The sequence below is a fragment of the Streptomyces sp. NPDC006655 genome (assembly GCF_040703965.1).
Taxonomy (GTDB): domain Bacteria; phylum Actinomycetota; class Actinomycetes; order Streptomycetales; family Streptomycetaceae; genus Streptomyces.
The window spans coordinates 1-19,105 of the sequence record NZ_JBEYJU010000091.1 but is presented as its reverse complement, the minus strand read 5'-3'; the positions used below and the strand labels follow the sequence as shown (position 1 = coordinate 19,105).

General features: G+C 71.9%; 12 protein-coding genes and 1 pseudogene. 8 read left to right on the top strand and 5 right to left on the bottom strand.

The features are described from left to right. Positions 1 to 1,155 carry a cytochrome P450 gene (locus tag AB0958_RS35460; RefSeq protein ID WP_366894585.1) on the bottom strand — a complete coding sequence of 385 codons (1,155 nt, stop codon included), beginning with the start codon at positions 1,153 to 1,155 and terminating at the stop codon, positions 1 to 3. Between AB0958_RS35460 and AB0958_RS35455 the strand changes: the two are divergent. Further along, positions 1,141 to 1,856 (top strand): annotated as a pseudogene (locus AB0958_RS35455) (3'-5' exonuclease); the annotation flags it as partial. The gene AB0958_RS35460 and the pseudogene AB0958_RS35455 sit on opposite strands and share 15 nt — an antisense overlap. A gap of 62 nt (positions 1,857 to 1,918) precedes the next feature. Here AB0958_RS35455 and AB0958_RS35450 read toward each other — a convergent pair. Further along, positions 1,919 to 2,116, bottom strand: coding sequence for a DUF397 domain-containing protein (locus AB0958_RS35450; protein ID WP_366894584.1), 198 nt, complete (start codon positions 2,114 to 2,116; stop codon positions 1,919 to 1,921). Further along, positions 2,113 to 2,982, bottom strand: a complete 870-nt coding sequence (locus AB0958_RS35445) for a helix-turn-helix transcriptional regulator (protein WP_366894583.1) — start codon at positions 2,980 to 2,982, stop codon at positions 2,113 to 2,115. The genes AB0958_RS35450 and AB0958_RS35445 overlap by 4 nt, the downstream gene beginning before the upstream one ends. A gap of 144 nt (positions 2,983 to 3,126) precedes the next feature. Here AB0958_RS35445 and AB0958_RS35440 point away from each other — a divergent pair, with 144 nt between their 5' ends. From AB0958_RS35440 to AB0958_RS35420, 5 genes are read left to right on the top strand one after another with little or no spacing between them, the layout of a single operon-like run. After that, positions 3,127 to 3,615, top strand: a complete 489-nt coding sequence (locus AB0958_RS35440) for an ATP-binding protein (RefSeq protein WP_366894582.1) — start codon at positions 3,127 to 3,129, stop codon at positions 3,613 to 3,615. A gap of 31 nt (positions 3,616 to 3,646) precedes the next feature. Then, positions 3,647 to 5,260 (top strand): TIGR02677 family protein, encoded by a 1,614-nt coding sequence (locus tag AB0958_RS35435; RefSeq protein ID WP_366894581.1) that lies wholly within the window; start codon positions 3,647 to 3,649, stop codon positions 5,258 to 5,260. After that, positions 5,257 to 6,531 carry a TIGR02678 family protein gene (locus AB0958_RS35430; RefSeq protein ID WP_366894580.1) on the top strand — a complete coding sequence of 425 codons (1,275 nt, stop codon included), beginning with the start codon at positions 5,257 to 5,259 and terminating at the stop codon, positions 6,529 to 6,531. Before AB0958_RS35435 ends, AB0958_RS35430 begins: the two co-directional genes overlap by 4 nt. A gap of 8 nt (positions 6,532 to 6,539) precedes the next feature. Next, on the top strand, positions 6,540 to 10,778 hold the full coding sequence (locus AB0958_RS35425) for a TIGR02680 family protein (protein WP_366894579.1): 4,239 nt from the start codon (positions 6,540 to 6,542) through the stop codon (positions 10,776 to 10,778). Next, on the top strand, positions 10,775 to 12,127 hold the full coding sequence (locus AB0958_RS35420) for a TIGR02679 family protein (protein ID WP_366894578.1): 1,353 nt from the start codon (positions 10,775 to 10,777) through the stop codon (positions 12,125 to 12,127). Before AB0958_RS35425 ends, AB0958_RS35420 begins: the two co-directional genes overlap by 4 nt. Before the next feature lie 239 nt (positions 12,128 to 12,366). Here AB0958_RS35420 and AB0958_RS35415 read toward each other — a convergent pair whose 3' ends face one another. After that, the gene (locus tag AB0958_RS35415) at positions 12,367 to 13,896 is read right to left on the bottom strand and encodes a UDP-N-acetylglucosamine 1-carboxyvinyltransferase (protein WP_366894577.1); all 1,530 of its coding nucleotides are present in this window, start codon (positions 13,894 to 13,896) and stop codon (positions 12,367 to 12,369) included. Positions 13,897 to 14,177: 281 nt separating this feature from the next. Here AB0958_RS35415 and AB0958_RS35410 point away from each other — a divergent pair, with 281 nt between their 5' ends. Beyond that, complete coding sequence (locus AB0958_RS35410) at positions 14,178 to 14,900, top strand: alpha/beta hydrolase (RefSeq protein ID WP_366894576.1); 723 nt, start codon at positions 14,178 to 14,180, stop codon at positions 14,898 to 14,900. Positions 14,901 to 14,982: 82 nt separating this feature from the next. Here AB0958_RS35410 and AB0958_RS35405 read toward each other — a convergent pair whose 3' ends face one another. Further along, positions 14,983 to 15,927, bottom strand: coding sequence for a GNAT family N-acetyltransferase (locus tag AB0958_RS35405; RefSeq protein ID WP_366894574.1), 945 nt, complete (start codon positions 15,925 to 15,927; stop codon positions 14,983 to 14,985). 311 nt (positions 15,928 to 16,238) lie between these two features. On the opposite strand from AB0958_RS35405, the gene acnA reads away from it, so the two are divergent. Continuing rightward, complete coding sequence (gene acnA / locus AB0958_RS35400) at positions 16,239 to 18,956, top strand: aconitate hydratase AcnA (protein ID WP_366894573.1); 2,718 nt, start codon at positions 16,239 to 16,241, stop codon at positions 18,954 to 18,956. Positions 18,957 to 19,105 lie beyond the last annotated feature (149 nt).

The window sequence follows — 19,105 nt, the reverse complement described above, 5'->3', positions numbered from 1 at the left end:
TCAGTACCGCACCGGAAGGGCCGGCAGGCCCCGGGTGCGCATCGAGGGACGCCAGCGCAACCGGTCCACGGGAGTGTCGAGTGCGAGACCGGGGAGGCGTTCCAGGAGGGCGGTCAGGGCGATCTCGGTCTCCAGGCGGGCGAGCGGTGCGCCGAGGCAGTAGTGGATGCCGTGGCCGAGGGCCAGGTGCCCGGTGGTGTCGCGGCCGATGTCCAGCCGGTCGGGGTCGGGGAAGCGGCGCGGGTCGCGATGGGCCGCCGCCAGGGACAGCAGCACGGTCTCGCCCGCCCGGACGGTGACCCCGCCGATGACGACGTCCTCGGTGGGGAAGCGGCGGATGGCGAGCGGGGCGGGACCGTCGTAGCGGGCCAGCTCCTCGACGGCCGGGCCGATCCGGGCGGGATCGGCGCGCAGCGCGGCCGGCTGGGCGGGGTCCCGGAACAGGGCCAGGGTGGCGTTGCCGATGAGGTGGACGGTGTTCTCGTACCCGGCGAACAGGATCAGGAAGGCCAGGGACATCAACTCGTCCTCGCTGAGCCGGTCCTCCTCGTCCCGTACCGCGATCATGGCGGAGAGCAGGTCGTCGGCGGGCTCGGCGCGCTTGCGGGCGAGCACCCGGGCGAAGAAGGCGAGCAGAGCGCCGACCGCCTCCTTCGCCCGCTCCGGCCGTGCGGGGTCGGGGACGACGAGCGCGTCCGTCCAGGACCGGAAGTCCGGCCGGTCCGACGCGGCGACCCCCAGCAGCTCGCAGATCACGGCGATGGGCAGCGGCGCGGCGTAGGCGGCGATCAGGTCGGTGCGGCCGAGCGGCGCGAGGGCGTCGAGCAGGGTGTCGGCGGTCCGCCGGACCGGTTCGCGCAGCCGGGCGACGCGCCGCGGGGTGAACGCCTGGGACACCAGGCGCCGGACCCGGGTGTGGTCCGGCGGGTCCATGTTGAGCAGGTTGGCGTCGAGCGCGGGCGGCAGCGCGAGCCCGCGGTAGCCGCCGGGCGCGGCGTGCGCCTTGTCGAGCGAGAGCCGCGGGTCGGCGAGGGCGTGCCGGACGTCCTCGTACCGCGTCACCAGCCAGGCCGGGAGTCCGTCGGTCCCGACGACCCGCGCGAGGTCTTTGTCGGTGAGGCCCAGCACCGCTGGGTCCGCGCCGGCGACACCCACCAGCGCATCTACGACCAGCAGGTCACCCTGGGCACGGTCGGCTCAACATCCGCGGTCGCGCGGCCCGCCTCACCCTCAGCTACCGCACCACCCGCGAGATCCTCAACCGGGCCATGGAGGTGGTGAACCCCAAGAGTGACCAGATCACTTTCGACGACCTCGACGACGGCACCGACAACCTCGACGGCCACCGCTCGGTTCTACGCGGTCCGGCCCCCGAGTTCGTCCGCTGCGACAGCTGGGACGACGAACTCGCCCAGCTCGCCATCACCCTCCGGGCCTGGCGTCAGGAGCTCGCCACCGGCGGAGCCGACGGCAAGGTCCGCGACCCACGCGGCAACATCGCGGTGTGCGTCGCCGACCGCGATGCCGCCACCCAGGTCATGTACTACCTGGCGACCGAGGCCGGGCTGACCGTCGCCGAACTCACCAAGGAGGGTGTCAAGGGAGACGGCGACATCCACGTCGGCACCATGCACCGCTTCAAGGGGCTCGAATACCAGAGGCTCGCCATCGTCGGTGCCCGTGACGGAGTCATCCCCCGCGCTTCCGTGGTCCAGCGCTACCGCGACACGGACTCCCGGCGTCTCGCCCGCGAGGAACTGAAGGCGCGGTCACTGCTGTTCGTCGCGGCCACTCGCGCTCGCGACACCCTGCGGATCAGCTGGTACGGCAAGCCGAGCCCGTACCTGCCCAAGTAGGGGTGTGCGTGAGCCCTGCCGTCCTTGATCGGGCGGCAGGGCTCTTCGCTCGACGACGACCGTCAGGCCACCCCGACGAACCCCGCCCACGCCTCACGTGACACACGGATGACGGGTCCGGTCACGGCCTTGGAGTCCCGGATGTGTACGACTCCCGTGTCGGCCGCGACCTCGACGCAGTCGCCGCCCTCGGTTCCGCTGTAGCTGCTCTTGAACCAGGCGAGGTCGGACGCGACGGCCGAGGACTCAGCGGTGTTCATAGCTCTCCCAGCAACCTCTCGATGAACGCAAGGGACTCTCGCGGAGTGAGAGCCTGTGATCGGATGATCCCATAACGGGCGGCGGCGAGCGCCGACTGCTCGGGGTCGGTCTGAAGGCTGCTGGTTGACTGCGCCTCGACATACACGAACTTCTTGCCGTCTTTGCGCGTGACGACCGTGAACGGGCCGTTCACGCCCGCGTTGTCCTCGCACTCGGTCGGCATCACCTGAATCTCGACGTTGCGCTTCTCACCGATCAGGAGAAGGTGTTCCAATTGCCCCCGCAACACGTCCTTGCCGCCGTACCGGTGCCGTAGTACCGACTCGTCCATGACGAAGCTCAGTAGGGGTGAAGGCCGCCGGTCGAAGATGTCCTGCCGGGCCAACCGAGCGGCCACGCGCTGCTCGATGGTCTCTTGGTCCAAGACTGGGCGCCGCATGGCGAGCAGCGCTCGCATGTACTCCTCGGTCTGAAGCAAGCCTTTCACCACGAGGGCGTCATATGCGAGCAGCTCGATGGCCTCCTTCTCCAGCGTCGCCATCCCCTGGAAGAACACCGGATACTGAGCCCGCTCCACCTGCTCCTTCCACACCGTCAGCAACCCGCCAGCGTCCAGGACCTCGTCCGCCCGCTCGATGGTCCTGGGAGACGGGATCCGCCGTCCCTGCTCGTACGACGCGACCGTGGACGCCGAGTATCCGATCCGCCGCCCGAACTCCTCTCGCTCCAGGCACGCCCGTACCCGCAGGGTCTTCATCGTCTGTCCGAACGCGATGACCACAGCCTGGCCGGACGTGTCCGCCGTCGCCTGTCCCGCGTCGCCCGCCACCACGGTCTCGGCCCTCTCGTCCGTACCCTCGGTCATCGCTACCGCCTCCATGGCTCAACGCCGTCCCGGCGGCCCCGTCACGCCGCGCACTTCGTACTCGTATCGCCACGGCGCGTACAACAGGCCGCGTCGGTGCGTCACCACTGGTGACGCTACGCGATCGAAGACACCGTTGTCGGCATGACGAGCCAACTCCCCAGCCCCATCAGCGCCTCCCAACCCGCGCGTCCCAGCGGCGACTTGAGCCCCACCTTCGAGATGCGTTTCACCTCCACCCCACGGGGTGCCCGTCTCGCCCGCCGACTGGCCGCAAACCGGTTGGACGCCTGGGGAATCCCGTACGGCACCGACCCGCACGAAGAGGTCGTGCTGGTCCTCGGTGAGCTGACCGCCAACGCGGTACGGCACGGCCACGTCCCCGGCCGGGACTTCCATCTGCTCCTGCACGTGAGCGAACCCGCCCGCACCGTCAGGATCGAGGTCACCGACACCCGTACCGAATGCACACCACCCGAACCGGACGCGCTGCCCGTCCCCGGCCCGGAGGACACCAGCGGCCGAGGGTTGCTGCTGGTCGCGGGCCTCGCCACACGCTGGGGCTGGCACATCCGCCCCGGAGGCCCGGGTAAGACCGTCTGGGCGGAGTGCGTGTTCGCGACTCCCACGTGAGCCTGTGATCGCGGTGGAAGAATGTGGCGAGATGACCTCCAGCGATTACACCCCGTTCGCCCACCTCACCACCCCCAACGCCCCCCTCTACCGCCAAGTCATGCGGGCGTTCCTCGCCGCCAAGGAGCGGTTCGCAGTGCATCTGCGGCCGGAGGACGTGTACGCAGCCCTGGACGCGGGGGGTGGGCCCGCCGACCTCGAGGCGGTGACGCAGGCGCTGGACAAGCTCGTGGAGTGGGGAAACCTGCGGGCCGATCCGGACCACGCGCGGGTGACGGCGGTCGAGGACTTCTACCGCAGGCGGTTCATCTACCAGCTCACCCGGGCCGGTGAGGCGGCCGAGGCGGCGCTGGGGACGTACGACGAGGTGCTGGGGCGGCGCGGCGAACTCCAGGCGGTCGCGCTGCACGACATCGTCACGCAGCTGCGGGCACTGCTGGTGATCGCCGCGGAGGACGAGCCCGACCCGGCCAAGGCATACGTCGCCCTGTCCGTGCTGACGGCGCGGTTCACCGACCTCGCCGACAACGCCCGCGCCTTCATGGGCTCGCTCCAGCGCACCATCGACCTGCACGACATCGAGGTCGAGGCGTTCCTCGCCTACAAGGACCGGCTGATCCAGTACCTGGAGCGGTTCATCCAGGACCTCATCACCCTCGGCGGACGGATCGCCCTGCTGATCGGGGAGCTGGAGGAGCAGGAGCGAGTCGGTCCGCTGCTGCGGCTCGCCGCCGCCCGCGAGGCCGCCGACGCCGCTCCCGAGGACGCCGAGCGGGCCGAGGCGGTGGCGTACGAGCGGTGGGCCGCCCGGTGGTCCGGGCTCGCCGAGTGGTTCGTGTCGGGGGAGGGACGGGAGTCGCAGGCCAGACTGCTGCGCGGGCGGGCACTCGGCTCGATCCCGCAGCTCCTGGCCGTCGTACGGCAGCTCAACGAGCGGCGGGCCGGACGATCGGACCGCTCGGCCGACTTCCGCACCCTGGCGCGCTGGTTCGCCCAGGCTCCGGACGACGAGGCCCGGCACCGGCTGTGGCGGGTGGCGTTCGGGCTGCACTCCTCCCGGCACCTCACCGTCGACGCCGACACCCTCGCGGAACGGACGGCCGCCCCGGAGCCGGCCTCCACCCCCTGGAGCGAGGCGCGACCGCTGAGGATCAGCCCCCAGTTGCGCCGCACCGGCAGCTACGAACGGCGCGGCAAGCCGCGCCGGGTGGCCGACCGGGGCGAGGCCAAGCGCCGGCTCGCCGAGATCGCCGCCCGGCAGACGGAGGAGACCAGGCGGGCCCGGGACCGTCTCGTGACGGACGGACCGGTGCGGCTGTCCAGGCTCGGCGGACTCGACCCGCATGCCTTCCAGTTGTTCCTGCGGCTGCTCGGCGACGCGCTCGCCACCTGGCGGCCGGGCACCATCACCACCGTCGCCACCAGCGGGGACGGTTCGATGGAGATCCGGCTGACCGCCCTCAAGGACGGATCGACAGCCGAAGTGCGCACGCCTGACGGTGTGTTCAGCGGTCCCGACCACCTGATCGACATCGTCGACCTCGCGGTGGGGCAGCACGACCGCGCCGCCGCACGGCCATCGGCACCCGTTCCCCTCCCCGCCCCGCGACGGGACACCGCTCCCCAGCTCACGGAGGACCGATGAGCGGGCCGCTCGCCGAGGTCCTCGACGGCCAGCGGCAGGCCGACCTCCAGAAGGCCGCACGCGCCCTGCTGAAGGAGCCGCTGCTCACCGCCGACGGACCGTACGCCGACGAGTTCAAGCTGGTGCGCCGGCACACCGCCGAGCTGCGGGAGTGGTTCGAACGCAACGTCGGCTGGACGCTGCGCACGGACGCCGACGCCGCACGGCTGCGCAAGACGCCGGGCACCCTCACCGACGCCACGCACCCGGCGCGCGAGGCCGCCCGCAGCGCCCTGCCCTTCACCCGCCGCCGCTACGTCCTGCTCTGCCTGGCCCTGGCCGCGCTGGAACGGGGCGAGTCGCAGGTGGCGCTCGGACGCCTCGCCGAGCAGGTCGTCCTGGCGGCCGCCGATCCCGAACTCGTCGCCGCCGGGATCACGTTCACTCTGGAGCGGCGCGACGAGCGCCTCGACCTCGCGGCCGTCGTCCGCCTGCTGCTGCGGCTCGGGGTGCTGCGGCGGGTCGCCGGCGACGAGGACGCCTACGTCAGCGGATCGGGCGACGTGCTGTACGACGTGCGGCGGCGTGTGCTGGCCGGGATGCCCGCGTCCCTGCGAGGTCCCTCCATGGTCGAGGCCGAGGGCTTCGAGGAGCGCCTGGTGGAGATGACCGCCTGGACCGTGCTCGACAGCGACGAGCTCAGGTTCCGGGCGGTCCGCTGGAAACTGACCCGCATCCTGCTGGACGACCCGGTGCTGTACTACGACGACCTGACCGACGACGAACTGGCCTATCTCACCAGGCAGCGCGGCTTCATCACCGCCCGCATCAACGAGCTGACGGGACTCGTCGCGGAGGTCCGGGCCGAGGGCATCGCCATGGTCGACCCGATGGACGACCTCACGGACGCGCGCATGCCGGAACAGGGCACCCACGGGCACATCACCCTGCTGCTGGCGGGGCACCTGGCCCGGGCGGACGGGCCCGTCGAACCGGCGGAACTGGCGACTCGTGTACGGGAACTGGCCGTGGAGCACGGCGGGTTCTGGTCCAAGTCGGCGAGGGAACCGGGAGCGGAGCCCGAACTCGTCGAGCAGGCGCTGAGCAAGCTGGCGGCGCTGGGACTCGCCGAGCGCACCGAAGGGGGCGTCGTACCGCGGCCGGCCCTCGCGCGGTACGCGGTCGGCGAACCCGTCGTCAGGGAACCCGGACGGGCCCGCCGGCCCGCCACGACCGAGCAGACCCTGCCGCTCGTGCAGCCCATGCAGCAGCCCGTGCAGGACGAAAGGTGAACCGCCCCGTGACCGCGCTCCCCGGCCCCCAGTCGCCCGGCCCCGCGCTGCCCGCTCCCGCGCCCGGCCGGTGGCGGCCCCTGCGCATCGGACTCGTCGACCTCTTCCACTACGACGTCGAGGAGTTCTGGTTCCGCGACGGCCGGCTGCTGCTGCGCGGCAACAACGGCACCGGCAAGTCGAAGGTGCTCGCCCTCACCCTCCCGTTCCTCCTGGACGGCGACCTCTCCGCCCGCCGCGTCGAACCCGACGGCGACCCGGGCAAGCGCATGGAGTGGAACCTCCTCCTGGGCGGCGCGCACCCGCATCCCGAACGGCTCGGATACACCTGGATCGAGTTCGGACGACTCGACGCCGGCACGGGTGAGGCGCACTTCCGCACGCTGCTGTGCGGACTCAAGGCGGTCGCCGGACGCGGCATCGCCCGCCACTGGTTCGCGGTCACCGGCCAGCGGGTCGGCGCCGGCCTCGACCTGCTGGACGCGACCGGGACGGCACTGTCCCGGGACCGGCTCGCCGAGGCCGTCGGCGGCCACGGCATGGTGTACGACACGGCGAAGGCCTACCGCAGGGCGGTCGACGAAGCCCTGTTCGGGCTGGGGGAGCGGCGCTACGGCGCTCTCGTCGACCTCCTGATCCAGCTGCGCCAGCCCCAGCTGTCCAAGCGCCCCAGCGAGGCCGCCCTGTCCCGGGCGCTGACCGAGGCGCTCCCGCCGATGGACCAGGCGGTCGTCGCCGACGCGGCGGAGGCGTTCAGGTCGCTGGACGAGGAGAAGGAGGAACTGCGGGCGGCCCGCGAGGCCGAACAGGCGTCCTCGGCGTTCCTCGACCACTACCGCCGCTACGCCCGCATCGCCTCCCGCCGCCGCGCCCGCCTGCCCCGCCGCGAACACGCCCGCTATGAGAACCTGCAACGGGAGCTCGCCAGGGCACAGGCGGACCGGGACCGCGCCTTGGCGGACCGCGAGGAGGCCAGGGAGAGGGGTGCCGCCCTCGACGAGCGGGCCGCGCGGCTGGCCGCTCAGGACGCCACGCTGCGGTCCCGGCCCGAGATGCGCGACGCCCGCGCGCTCGACCGGGCGGCGGACGACGCCTCCCGCACGGCCGCAGAGCTGAAGCGGGCGGAGGCAGACCGGCGTACGGCGGCCGAGGCGCACACCCGGGCCCTGGGCCGGCTCGCCACCGCGGACAACCGGCTCGCGGCAGCCCGGGAGGCGCTGGACGACATTCGGGACCGAGTCGCCGAGAGCGCCGCGGCCGCCCGGCTCGACACCCCCAGGACAGAGGGAGCCCCCGAGGCGGTCCTGCGCCGGGAGGCGGACGAGGTGACCGCGAGCAGGCGGCGCGCCGTCGAGCACGTGGCGGAGCTCGTCACGCGGGCCGAGCAGGCCGAGGAGCGGCACCGTGCCGCCCGGCTGCGCGCCGACGAGGCCGACGAGGAGGCCGTGCACGCCGAGGAGCGGCTGGCCGAGGCGGAGGAGGGCGTCACCCGGGAGGGGCGGGCCCTGGTCACGGCCCTGCGGGAGCGTCTTTCCGGGTGGGTGGAGCTGCGGGTGCCCGGGCTGCCCGGGGTCCTGGACGCCGTACAGGGCTGGGCGAGCTCTCTGGACGGCCCGATGCCGGCCCGTACGGCGGCGAGCGAGGCGCATCGCGCCGCCGCCTCCCGCCTGGCCGACCGGGCGGCCGGACTGGCCCACCGCGAGGCGGCGACGGCGGAGCGGCAGCGGCTGGCGGTGGAGGAACTGACCGCCCTCGAAACGGGTCGGCAGCGCGGCCCCGCGGCTCCCCCCACGCGCACACCCGGCGTGCGGGACCGGGGCCCCGGCGCTCCGCTGTGGCGGCTCGTCGACTTCCGCCCACACGTCGCCGGGGCCGACCGGGCGGGACTGGAAGCCGCGCTGGAGGCGTCGGGGCTTCTCGACGCGTGGGTGCGGCCGGACGGCTCCGCGGTCGCGGCGGACGGCCATGACGTGCTGCTCGATCCGGTCGGACTGCTCGGCGGAACCGGCCTCGACCGCGCGCTGTGCCCGGCGGTCGACCCCGCGGACGCGGGGGCCGCAGCCGTGGGGGAGGAGACGGTCGCGCGTCTGCTCGCCTCGATCGGGCTGGCCGCGGGCGGCGACGACGGGCCTGGCGAGGCCGCCTGGGAGGCCGGTGGCCACGACACGTGGGTCTGCGCGGACGGGCGCTTCCGCGTCGGGGCGCTCACCGGGAGCTGGACCAAGGACAGCGCCCAGTACGTGGGGGAAGGAGCACGGGAACAGGCACGCCGCGTTCGCATCGGGGAACTGCGCGCCGAGATCGACGGCCTGACGGCGGAGCGGGAACGACTGGCCGAGGAGTCCCACGCCGTGGCCGGGAGCCGTGCCACGCTGGACGCCGAACTCGCCGCACTGCCGGGCGACGACGACCTGCGGCACGCCCACGCACGCGTCATCGCCGCGGCTGAGGCGGCCCGTCGCGCCCGCGCCCGGCGGGACGAACGGGCCGCGGAACTGGCTCCGGCGGCGGAGCGGGCCGAGCGTGCGACGGCCGAACTCGCCGACACCGCGGCGGCCCTGAACCTTCCCGCCGGCCACACGGAACTGGGCGCCGTGCGCCAGGCGCTCGCCGACCACACCGCCCTCATGGCGGCCCTGTGGCCCGCGCTGCGCGAACGCGCGGAGGCCGAGCGCGCGGTGACCGGTGAGCGGGAGGAGACCAGCCGGGCCGACCTGCTCGCGTCCGAACTCGCGGAGCGCGCTGCGGAGGCGGCTCGGGTGGCCGCGGCGGCGGACGAACACCTCACGACGCTCCGCTCCACCGTCGGAGCGGCCGTCGCCGAGCTTCAGAGGCAACTGGAGGAGACGGCCGAGGCGGCCCGGGCCTGCGAGCACGAGCAGCGGCAGGCCCGGGCGGAGCACAGTGACGCCGACCGGCGGGCCAGCCGCGCCGAGGGACGCATCGAGCGGCTCGCCGAAGACGTCACCGAGGCGACCGCCGCGCGGGAGGAAGCCGTCGCGGCGCTCCAGCGGTTCGCCGCGACGGGGCTGCTCGCCGTCGCGCTGCCCGACATCGACGTACCGGACGACGGGGCAGGGACGTGGGCGGCCACCCCCGCCATCGCCCTCGCGCGGGCCGTGGAGTCCCGCCTCTCCTCGGTCGACGACACCGACGCGGCCTGGGAGCGCGTTCAGAAGCGGCTGAGCGAGGAGTTCGGCAGGCTCCAGGACGCGCTGTCGCGGCACGGCCACACCGCCGCCGCCCGCCCGAGCGAAGACGGTATGCGGGTCGACATCGTCTACCAGGGCCGGGAACGGGCCGTGCCCGAACTCGCCGAGGCACTGACCGTGGAGGTCGCGGAACTGACCCGCATCCTCTCCGCACGCGAGCGCGAGATCCTCCAGACCCATCTGATCACCGAGGTCGCCGGGACCCTCCAGGAACTGATCGGGGCTGCCGAACGGCAGGTGGCCGCCATGAACAGGGAGCTGGAGGAGCGCCCGACCTCCACGGGCATGAAGCTGCGGCTGGTGTGGAGAGCGTCCCGCCGGGCCCCGCAGGGACTGGCCCAGGCCCGCGAACGGCTGCGTCAGTCGGCCGACGCGTGGTCGCCCGAGGACCGGGCCGCGGTCGGCGCGTTCCTCCAGGAGCAGATCGCCCACCGACAGGCCGACGACAGCGCCGGCAGCTGGCTGGAGGACCTCACCGCCGCCCTCGACTACCGGTCCTGGCACGAGTTCGGCGTCGAACGCCATCAGCACGGCAAGTGGGTACCGGCCACCGGACCTGCTTCGGGCGGGGAGCGGGTGCTGGCCGCATCCGTGCCCCTGTTCGCCGCCGCGTCCTCGCACTACGCGAGCGCGGGCGGCGCGCACGCCCCGCGACTGGTCACCCTGGATGAGGCGTTCGCCGGCGTCGACGACGACTCGCGCGCCAAGTGCCTCGGCCTGCTGCGCGCCTTCGACCTCGACGTCGTCATGACCAGCGAACGCGAATGGGCCTGCTACCCGCAGGTGCCGGGCATTGCCATCGCCCAGCTGTCCCGCGTCGACGACATCGACGCCGTGCTGGTGACACGGTGGGAATGGGACGGCAGCGAACGGCGGCGCGGCACGGAGCCCGGGGCCCGGGCGGAGGCGTTCGCGGCGGCCGCCGGTGCCGGCGACTCCGGCGAGGGTGCCGATGGACCGGTGAGTCCTTCCGGTGAGCCAGGGCGGACCGCCGTCGTCGACAGCTCCGGCGGACAGGGGGCCCTGCGGACGTGACCCCTTCGGTGCCCCCGCCTGACCGCGACGGCGGCCGGACGACGGCCGGACGCACGGCACCGCCGACCGCCACCGTGGACGCGGTGCCGGCCGTGCCGCCACCGGTGGAAGCCCTGACCGACATCGATACCGAGCGCCTCGGACGCCTGCTCGGCGATCCCGGCCTTGCCTGGTTCGTGGACCGTGTGCGGCAGCGCTTGGCACGTGGCCGGCCGCTCACCGGCTCCGTCACCTTGTCCGACCCCGATGAGTCCCAACGTCGCGCCGCCGAACGCCTGCTGGGACGGGCCCCACGATCCAGCGGCTCCCTCGGCATTCGCCTCGTCACCGTCGACGAGATCCTGCGGCGCTCCGGTGTCAGCCCCGACGGACTGGCGGCGGCCGTCGTCGCCCTCACCGGCCCGGTCGTACTCCACGCGGAGACGCGGAACAGGGAGGAGCGGGCTTGGGAGGAGGCGTACGCCCCGCTCGGCACTCTCGACGGGGAGTTGGCCCGCTGGGCCGAGCGGATCCGCGGCGACGGTCTCGTACGGCGCCTCGCCCGAACACCGGAGGCCGCGGGTCCCCTGGTGGAGGCCGCTGTACGCGCGTTGCGTGCGCTGCCCGCGGCACCCCCGACATCGCGGGCGACGTTCGCGGCACGGAACCTCTCGGGCGCTCATGCCCTGGACGAGGGGACGCCGCTCGCCACGCTCGTCCTGTCCGGCATCCGTTGCCTCACCGGCTTCCCCGACGGCTCCGGTGCGCGGTGGCGGCGGGAGGCGTGGGCCTCGGCGGGCCTGCTCAAGGACGACCTGTCATCGACCGTCCTCACCCTCAACCTGCGCGGTACGCCAGCCCTCGACTGGATGGCCGACGCGGGGGAGCCGGCGGTGCTGACACTCCGCTCCCTCACCGGCCGCGCCCCCGTTGCCTCTGTTCCGACCACGGGAATCGTGCACATCTGCGAGAACCCGGCCGTGCTGTCCGCCGCCGCCGACACTCTCGGCCCGCAGTGCCCGCCCATGGTGTGCCTCCAGGGCCAACCGTCGGCCGCCGCGCTCACCTTGCTGCGCGACCTGTCCATAGGGGGAGCCCGCCTTGCCTACCACGGCGACTTCGACTGGGGCGGTGTGCGCATCGCCGCAGCGCTGGCGCGATGCGTCCCCTGGCGGCCGTGGCGCTACAGGGCCGCCGACTACCGAGCAGCAGTGACCACAGTGGCCGAAGCTCCGGAGCTGACGGGGCCGCCCGCCGCGACTCCCTGGGACCCCGCCCTGGCCGTCGCTCTCGCCGAGTGCGGTGTCCGGGTCGAGGAGGAAACAGTGCTGGACGATTTGCTCACGGACCTTGGAACGGGGTTCCGCTGAGGCGAATTTCGAGAGTGCGGCGGGCGTGGACTCCGGCGGGCGCAGAGTCCTACGAGTACCGACTCACTCCCTCGACATGTGCATCTTTCCGACGACGCGTCGTGTGGAGTGTGTGTCGCTCGAAGGTCTTCACGCCCGGCCAAAAGTCCCAGAAAAGTCCCCGGAGGCGCCTGCACACCCCTTCCGTCTTACATGCGTGCAGGTCAGTAGGGGTGCGGTGGTGGTTTCTCTGAGAACCTTCAGATGTCGCGGAACGTCTCGATCTGGGCGCCGATCGAGTTCAGGCGTTCGGCGAGGTCCTCGTACCCGCGGTTGATGACGTACACGTTGCGCAGTACCGAGGTGCCCTCGGCGGCCATCATCGCGAGCAGGACGACCACCGCGGGGCGCAGGGCCGGCGGGCACATCATCTCGGCGGCGCGCCAGCGGGTCGGACCCTCCACCAGGACCCGGTGCGGGTCGAGGAGCTGGAGGCGGCCGCCGAGGCGGTTGAGGTCGGTGAGGTAGATCGCGCGGTTGTCGTAGACCCAGTCGTGGATCAGCGTCTTGCCCTGGGCGACCGCGGCGATGGCGGCGAAGAAGGGGACGTTGTCGATGTTAAGACCGGGGAACGGCATCGGGTGGATCTTGTCGATCGGCGCCTCCAGCTTGGAGGGCCGGACCGTCAGGTCGGTCAGGCGGGTACGGCCGTTGTCCGCGAAGTACTCGGCGCTGCGGTCGTGGTCGAGGCCCATCTCCTCCAGGACCGCCAGCTCGATCTCCAGGAACTCGATCGGCACCCGGCGCACGGTCAGCTCCGACTCCGTCACCACCGCGGCGGCCAGCAGGCTCATCGCCTCGACCGGGTCCTCGGAGGGGGAGTAGTCCACGTCCACGTCGATGTTCGGGACGCCGTGCACGGTCAGGGTGGTGGTGCCGATGCCCTCGACCCGGACCCCGAGCGTCTCCAGGAAGAAGCAGAGGTCCTGGACCATGTAGTTGGAGGACGCGTTGCGGATGACGGTGACACCATCGTGCCGGGCGGCGGCGAGCAGCGCGTTCTCGGTCACCGTGTCGCCGCGCTCGGTCAGCACGATCGGCCGGTCGGGGCGGATCGAGCGGTCCACCTGCGCGTGGTACTGGCCCTCGGTCGCCGCGATGTCCAGACCGAACCGGCGCAGCGCGATCATGTGCGGCTCGATGGTCCGCGTGCCGAGGTCGCAGCCGCCGGCGTAGGGCAGCTTGAAGTGGTCCATGCGGTGCAGCAGCGGACCGAAGAACATGATGATCGAGCGGGTGCGCACGGCGGCCTCGGCGTCGATGGACGCCATGTCGAGGTCGGCGGGCGGCACCAGCTCCAGGTCGACCCCGTCGTTGATCCAGCGGGTGCGCACGCCGATGGAGTTGAGCACCTCCAGGAGGCGGTACACCTCCTCGATGCGGGCCACCCGGCGCAGCACCGTGCGGCCCTTGTTGAGGAGGGAGGCGCACAGCAGGGCCACGCACGCGTTCTTGCTGGTCTTCACGTCGATCGCACCGGACAGCCGACGGCCGCCGACCACCCGCAGATGCATCGGGCCCGCGTAGCCCAGGGAGACGATCTCGCTGTCCAGGGCTTCACCGATTCGGGCGATCATCTCAAGGCTGATGTTTTGATTGCCGCGCTCGATGCGGTTGACAGCGCTCTGACTGGTGCCGAGCGCCTCCGCGAGCTGCGCCTGTGTCCAGCCACGGTGTTGCCGGGCGTCACGGATGAGCTTGCCGATACGTACGAGGTAGTCGTCTGACATGAGACAGAGGTTATCTCAGATATGAGATGGCGCCTGTTGGGGGGTCCCTCCGGGTGACGTCGCGTCAGCGAGAGTACCCGTTCGGCCCTTCGGCACTCGATCCGCGGAAAACCGGTTGGAGGGGCCCGGCGGCCACTGCTACCTTTCGGGCGGCCGTGCGAGAGAACGAGGAGGTGGTACCCGTGAACGCAGTATCGACATGGGTGCTCCCCTCCGGGGTCACGGTCGGGCGGTAGGTCGTCCGGGAGCGCCGTTGAAGCGCACTCCTGAAAGGCACGACCATGCGATTCACTTCCGAACGGCGCCTCGACGACGGCGTCCTGGAACGCGAGTTCACCCTCGGCGAGATCCCCGGCACCCTGTGGACGCCCGGCTCCGCCGCACCGGCTCCGCTCATCCTGATGGCCCACAACAACGGCCTGCCCAAGGGGGAACCCCGGCTGGTGGCCCGGGCCCGGTACACCGCGTCGTGCGGCTACGCGGTGGCCTCCATCGACGCCGCCGGGTGCGGTGACCGGCCCCGTTCCGCCGTCGACGAGCAGGCCCGCGCCGACCTCCGCCGGGCGATGCGGGCCGGTGAGCCGGTCGACGAGATCTTCGAGTCGTTCATCGGCCCGCTGGTCGAGAACGCGGCCCCGGACTGGCGGGCCGCCCTGGACGCCCTCCTGCCGCTGCCCGGGATCAGCGGTCCGGTCGGGTACTCGGGGTGGACGGCCCTCGGCATCCGCCTCGCGGTGACCGAACCGCGGATCGCGGCCGCCGGTTTCTTCGCCGGCGGTTACGTGCCCCGTGCCCAGCGCGAGGAGGCCCGGCAGGTCACCGTTCCGCTGCTGGTCCTGCTGCAGTGGGACGACGAGGGCAACCCCCGGGAGCGGGCCCTGGACCTGTTCGACGCCTTCGGCTCCAAGGAGAAGACCCTGCACGCCAACCTGGGCGGGCACACCGGCACCCCGTGGTTCGAGCTGGAGGACGGGACCCGGTTCTTCGGCCGGCATCTGAAGTGAGGCCGGGCCGTCGGGCCGGCGGCACGCGACAGGCGTGCCGGCCGGCCCGAGCGGCGCGTCGCCAGGGCCGGCCGGTGCCCGGTCAGCTCCAGGTCATGTTGATCTCGCGTCCGAAGTTGACGTAGCCGGCGCGCTGGAAGGCGTTCGCCATCGGGACGTTGCCCAGGTCCGTGGAAGCGCGGACGCGGGGGACGTCCTGTCCGGCGAGGACGCGGGTGCCCTCGGCGAGCAGATCGTCGATGTAGCCGTTGCCGCGGTGCGCGGGAAGGACCGCGATGTAGGCGATGATCGCGTGGTAGCCGTTGTGGGCCGGGAGGACGAACCCCACCGGCTCTCCGCCGGGCAGCGTCGCGATCCGCCACCAGTCGCGTGGGCTCGGGTAGCGCGCCAGCTCGTCCTCGTAGTGCTGGACGGCCGCCTCACGGGCGGACATCCGGGTCAGGTCGTCCCGGCCGTGCGCGTCCAGCGTCCCGTCCATGGCCGAGGTCATCAGCGCGACCAGTTCACCGGCGTCGGCGGCCGGCCGGAACGCGAGGCGTCCGGTGGGCTCGGGGACCGGTGATTCCGGACGCCATTCGAGGCGCAGCCGTTCGACGAAGAACCGGGCGCCGGTCCGTTCCAGCATCGTCATGCGGTCCTCGACGGCTTGTCGGGTCCGCGTGTCCTCCCGCCAGTCGGGCGGGACGAAACGGCTGTACCCGGGGGGACGTGACCCGTCCGCAAGGGTGGCGGCCGTCGCGGTCTCCAGGAGCCGCACGCCGATGTCCCGGGTGTCGGGATCCGGGGCGTCGTCGTCGATGTCGAGCACATCCAGGATCAGGGGTGTGCCGCTGCCGGCCCGGCTCCACCAGGCGGCTCGTGCCAGGAGGCGGTCACCGCGCAGGGCGACCCACATCCATTCCGGGCGTCGTCGGCCGGTGGCGAGGTCGTCCGCCAGTTCCTCGTTCAGGAGGTAGGGCAGTCGGGAGAAGAGGTCGAGTTCTTCGCGTCCGTCGATCGGACGTATGGCCAGGTCGTTCGGTGTCACGGTGCAGGCACACTCCGGTGAAGGCGCCCGCCCCCACCCTTCCGGCAGGGGCTCGGCCGCACCATCCAGCCGTCCGCAGCCCCTGCGCGCAAGCCGTTTACGATCCCGTCCCGCGCGGCGGCCGCGACGCCCGGGCATGACCATCCGGCCCTCGTGTACTAGAGTTATCTCGACATCGAGATATCTGCCAGGCGCACCGGGACCGCCACCCGAGTAAGGGTTACCTAACTTAGCCTTACCTTAGTGGATCGGCCAAGTCGGCGTGGCGGCAGGATCGTGGTGGTACGCGCACATCAATGAAGGAGACTGTCGTGTCGGCGAACAGCTTCGACGCCCGCAGCACGCTGCAGGTGGGCGACGAGTCGTACGAGATCTTCCGGCTGGACAAGGTGGAAGGCTCGGCTCGCCTTCCGTACAGCCTGAAGGTGCTGCTGGAGAACCTGCTCCGCACGGAGGACGGCGCGAACATCACCGCCGACCACATCCGCGCCCTCGGTGGCTGGGACTCCCAGGCCCAGCCCAGCCAGGAGATCCAGTTCACGCCCGCCCGCGTGATCATGCAGGACTTCACCGGCGTCCCCTGCGTCGTCGACCTCGCCACCATGCGCGAGGCCGTCAAGGAGCTCGGCGGCGACCCGGCGAAGATCAACCCGCTGGCCCCGGCCGAGCTGGTCATCGACCACTCCGTCATCGCCGACAAGTTCGGCACCAACGACGCCTTCAAGCAGAACGTCGAGCTGGAGTACGGCCGCAACAAGGAGCGCTACCAGTTCCTGCGCTGGGGCCAGACCGCGTTCGACGAGTTCAAGGTCGTCCCCCCGGGCACCGGCATCGTCCACCAGGTGAACATCGAGCACCTGGCCCGCACCGTCATGGTGCGTAACGGGCAGGCCTACCCGGACACCCTGGTCGGCACCGACTCGCACACCACCATGGTCAACGGCCTCGGCGTCCTCGGCTGGGGCGTCGGCGGCATCGAGGCCGAGGCCGCCATGCTCGGCCAGCCGGTCTCCATGCTCATCCCGCGCGTCGTCGGCTTCAAGCTGACCGGTGAGCTCAAGCCCGGCACCACCGCCACCGACCTGGTCCTCACCATCACCGAGATGCTGCGCAAGCACGGCGTCGTCGGCAAGTTCGTCGAGTTCTACGGCGAGGGCGTGGCCGCCACCTCCCTCGCCAACCGCGCCACCATCGGCAACATGTCGCCGGAGTTCGGCTCCACCGCCGCGATCTTCCCGATCGACGACGAGACCCTGAACTACCTGCGTCTGACCGGCCGCAGCGACCAGCAGGTCGCGCTCGTCGAGGCGTATGCCAAGGAGCAGGGCCTCTGGCTGGACCCGAAGGCCGAGCCCGACTTCTCCGAGAAGCTGGAGCTGGACCTCTCCACGGTCGTCCCCTCCATCGCCGGCCCCAAGCGTCCGCAGGACCGTATCGTCCTCGCCAACGCCGCCCAGCAGTTCAAGTCGGACGTCCTCAACTACGTCGACAGCGTGGACGAGTCCGGCAAGGAGTCCTTCCCGGCCTCCGACGCCCCGGCCGTCGCGCCCAACGGCGTCCCGTCCAACCCGGTCACCGTGACCGCCCCCGACGGCACCACGTACGAGATCGACCACGGCGCCGTCACCGTCGCCGCGATCACCTCCTGCACCAACACCTCGAACCCGTACGTCATGGTCGCCGCCGCGCTGGTCGCGAAGAAGGCCGTCGAGAAGGGTCTGACCCGCAAGCCCTGGGTCAAGACCACCCTCGCCCCCGGCTCCAAGGTCGTCACCGACTACTTCGACAAGGCGGGCCTGACCCCCTACCTCGACAAGGTCGGCTTCAACCTGGTCGGTTACGGCTGCACCACCTGCATCGGCAACTCCGGCCCGCTGCCGGAGGAGGTCTCCAAGGCCGTCAACGACCACGACCTCGCGGTCACCTCGGTCCTCTCCGGAAACCGGAACTTCGAGGGCCGGATCAACCCCGACGTCAAGATGAACTACCTGGCCTCCCCGCCGCTGGTCGTCGCCTACGCCATCGCGGGCTCCATGAAGGTGGACATCACCAAGGACGCCCTCGGCACCGACCAGGAGGGCAAGCCGGTCTACCTGTCCGACATCTGGCCGACCGAGGCCGAGGTCAACGACGTCGTCGCCAACGCGATCGGCGAGGACATGTTCAACAAGTCCTACTCCGACGTCTTCGCCGGCGACGCCCAGTGGCAGTCGCTGCCGATCCCGACCGGCAACACCTTCGACTGGGACCCGCAGTCGACCTACGTCCGCAAGCCCCCGTACTTCGAGGGCATGCAGCACGAGCCGGCCCCGGTCACCGACATCACCGGCGCCCGCGTCCTCGCCAAGCTCGGCGACTCGGTCACCACCGACCACATCTCGCCCGCCGGTGCCATCAAGGCCGACACCCCGGCCGGCAAGTACCTCACCGAGCACGGTGTGGAGCGTCGTGACTTCAACTCCTACGGCTCCCGCCGAGGCAACCACGAGGTCATGATCCGCGGTACCTTCGCCAACATCCGCCTGCGCAACCAGATCGCGCCGGGCACCGAGGGCGGCTACACCCGCGACTTCACCCAGGCCGACGCGCCGGTGGCGTTCATCTACGACGCCTCGCGCAACTACATCGAGCAGGGCATCCCGCTGGTCGTCCTGGCCGGCAAGGAGTACGGCTCCGGCTCGTCCCGCGACTGGGCCGCCAAGGGCACCGCGCTGCTCGGCGTCAAGGCCGTCATCGCCGAGTCGTACGAGCGCATCCACCGCTCGAACCTCATCGGCATGGGCGTCCTGCCGCTCCAGTTCCCGGAGGGCGCCACCGCCGAGTCCCTCGGCCTGACCGGCGAGGAGACCTTCTCCTTCACCGGTGTCGAGGAGCTCAACAACGGCACCACCCCGCGCACGGTCAAGGTCACCACCGACACGGGCGTCGAGTTCGACGCGGTCGTCCGGATCGACACCCCCGGTGAGGCCGACTACTACCGCAACGGCGGCATCATGCAGTACGTGCTGCGCAGCCTGATCCGCAAGTAGGCGGCAGCGTCCACGCGCAGGGCCGCGCCCCCGGCCGACGGGACGGAAGGCGCGCCTGCGGCGCTTTCACGTTGGCGGGGGCGTTGGTGACCCGCAGCTGCCGCGCGGTCTTGTGCAGCTCCTCCAGCGCCTCGGGGTCGTGCCAGATG

Bases quoted from the DNA above. Each gene is read 5' to 3' on its own strand.
- AB0958_RS35450 (WP_366894584.1), bottom strand. From the start codon at position 2,116: ATGAACACCGCTGAGTCCTCGGCCGTCGCGTCCGACCTCGCCTGGTTC.
- AB0958_RS35445 (WP_366894583.1), bottom strand. From the start codon at position 2,982: ATGACCGAGGGTACGGACGAGAGGGCCGAGACCGTGGTGGCGGGCGAC.
- AB0958_RS35440 (WP_366894582.1), top strand. From the start codon at position 3,127: ATGACGAGCCAACTCCCCAGCCCCATCAGCGCCTCCCAACCCGCGCGT.
- AB0958_RS35435 (WP_366894581.1), top strand. From the start codon at position 3,647: ATGACCTCCAGCGATTACACCCCGTTCGCCCACCTCACCACCCCCAAC.
- AB0958_RS35430 (WP_366894580.1), top strand. From the start codon at position 5,257: ATGAGCGGGCCGCTCGCCGAGGTCCTCGACGGCCAGCGGCAGGCCGAC.
- AB0958_RS35415 (WP_366894577.1), bottom strand. From the start codon at position 13,896: ATGTCAGACGACTACCTCGTACGTATCGGCAAGCTCATCCGTGACGCC.
- AB0958_RS35410 (WP_366894576.1), top strand. From the start codon at position 14,178: ATGCGATTCACTTCCGAACGGCGCCTCGACGACGGCGTCCTGGAACGC.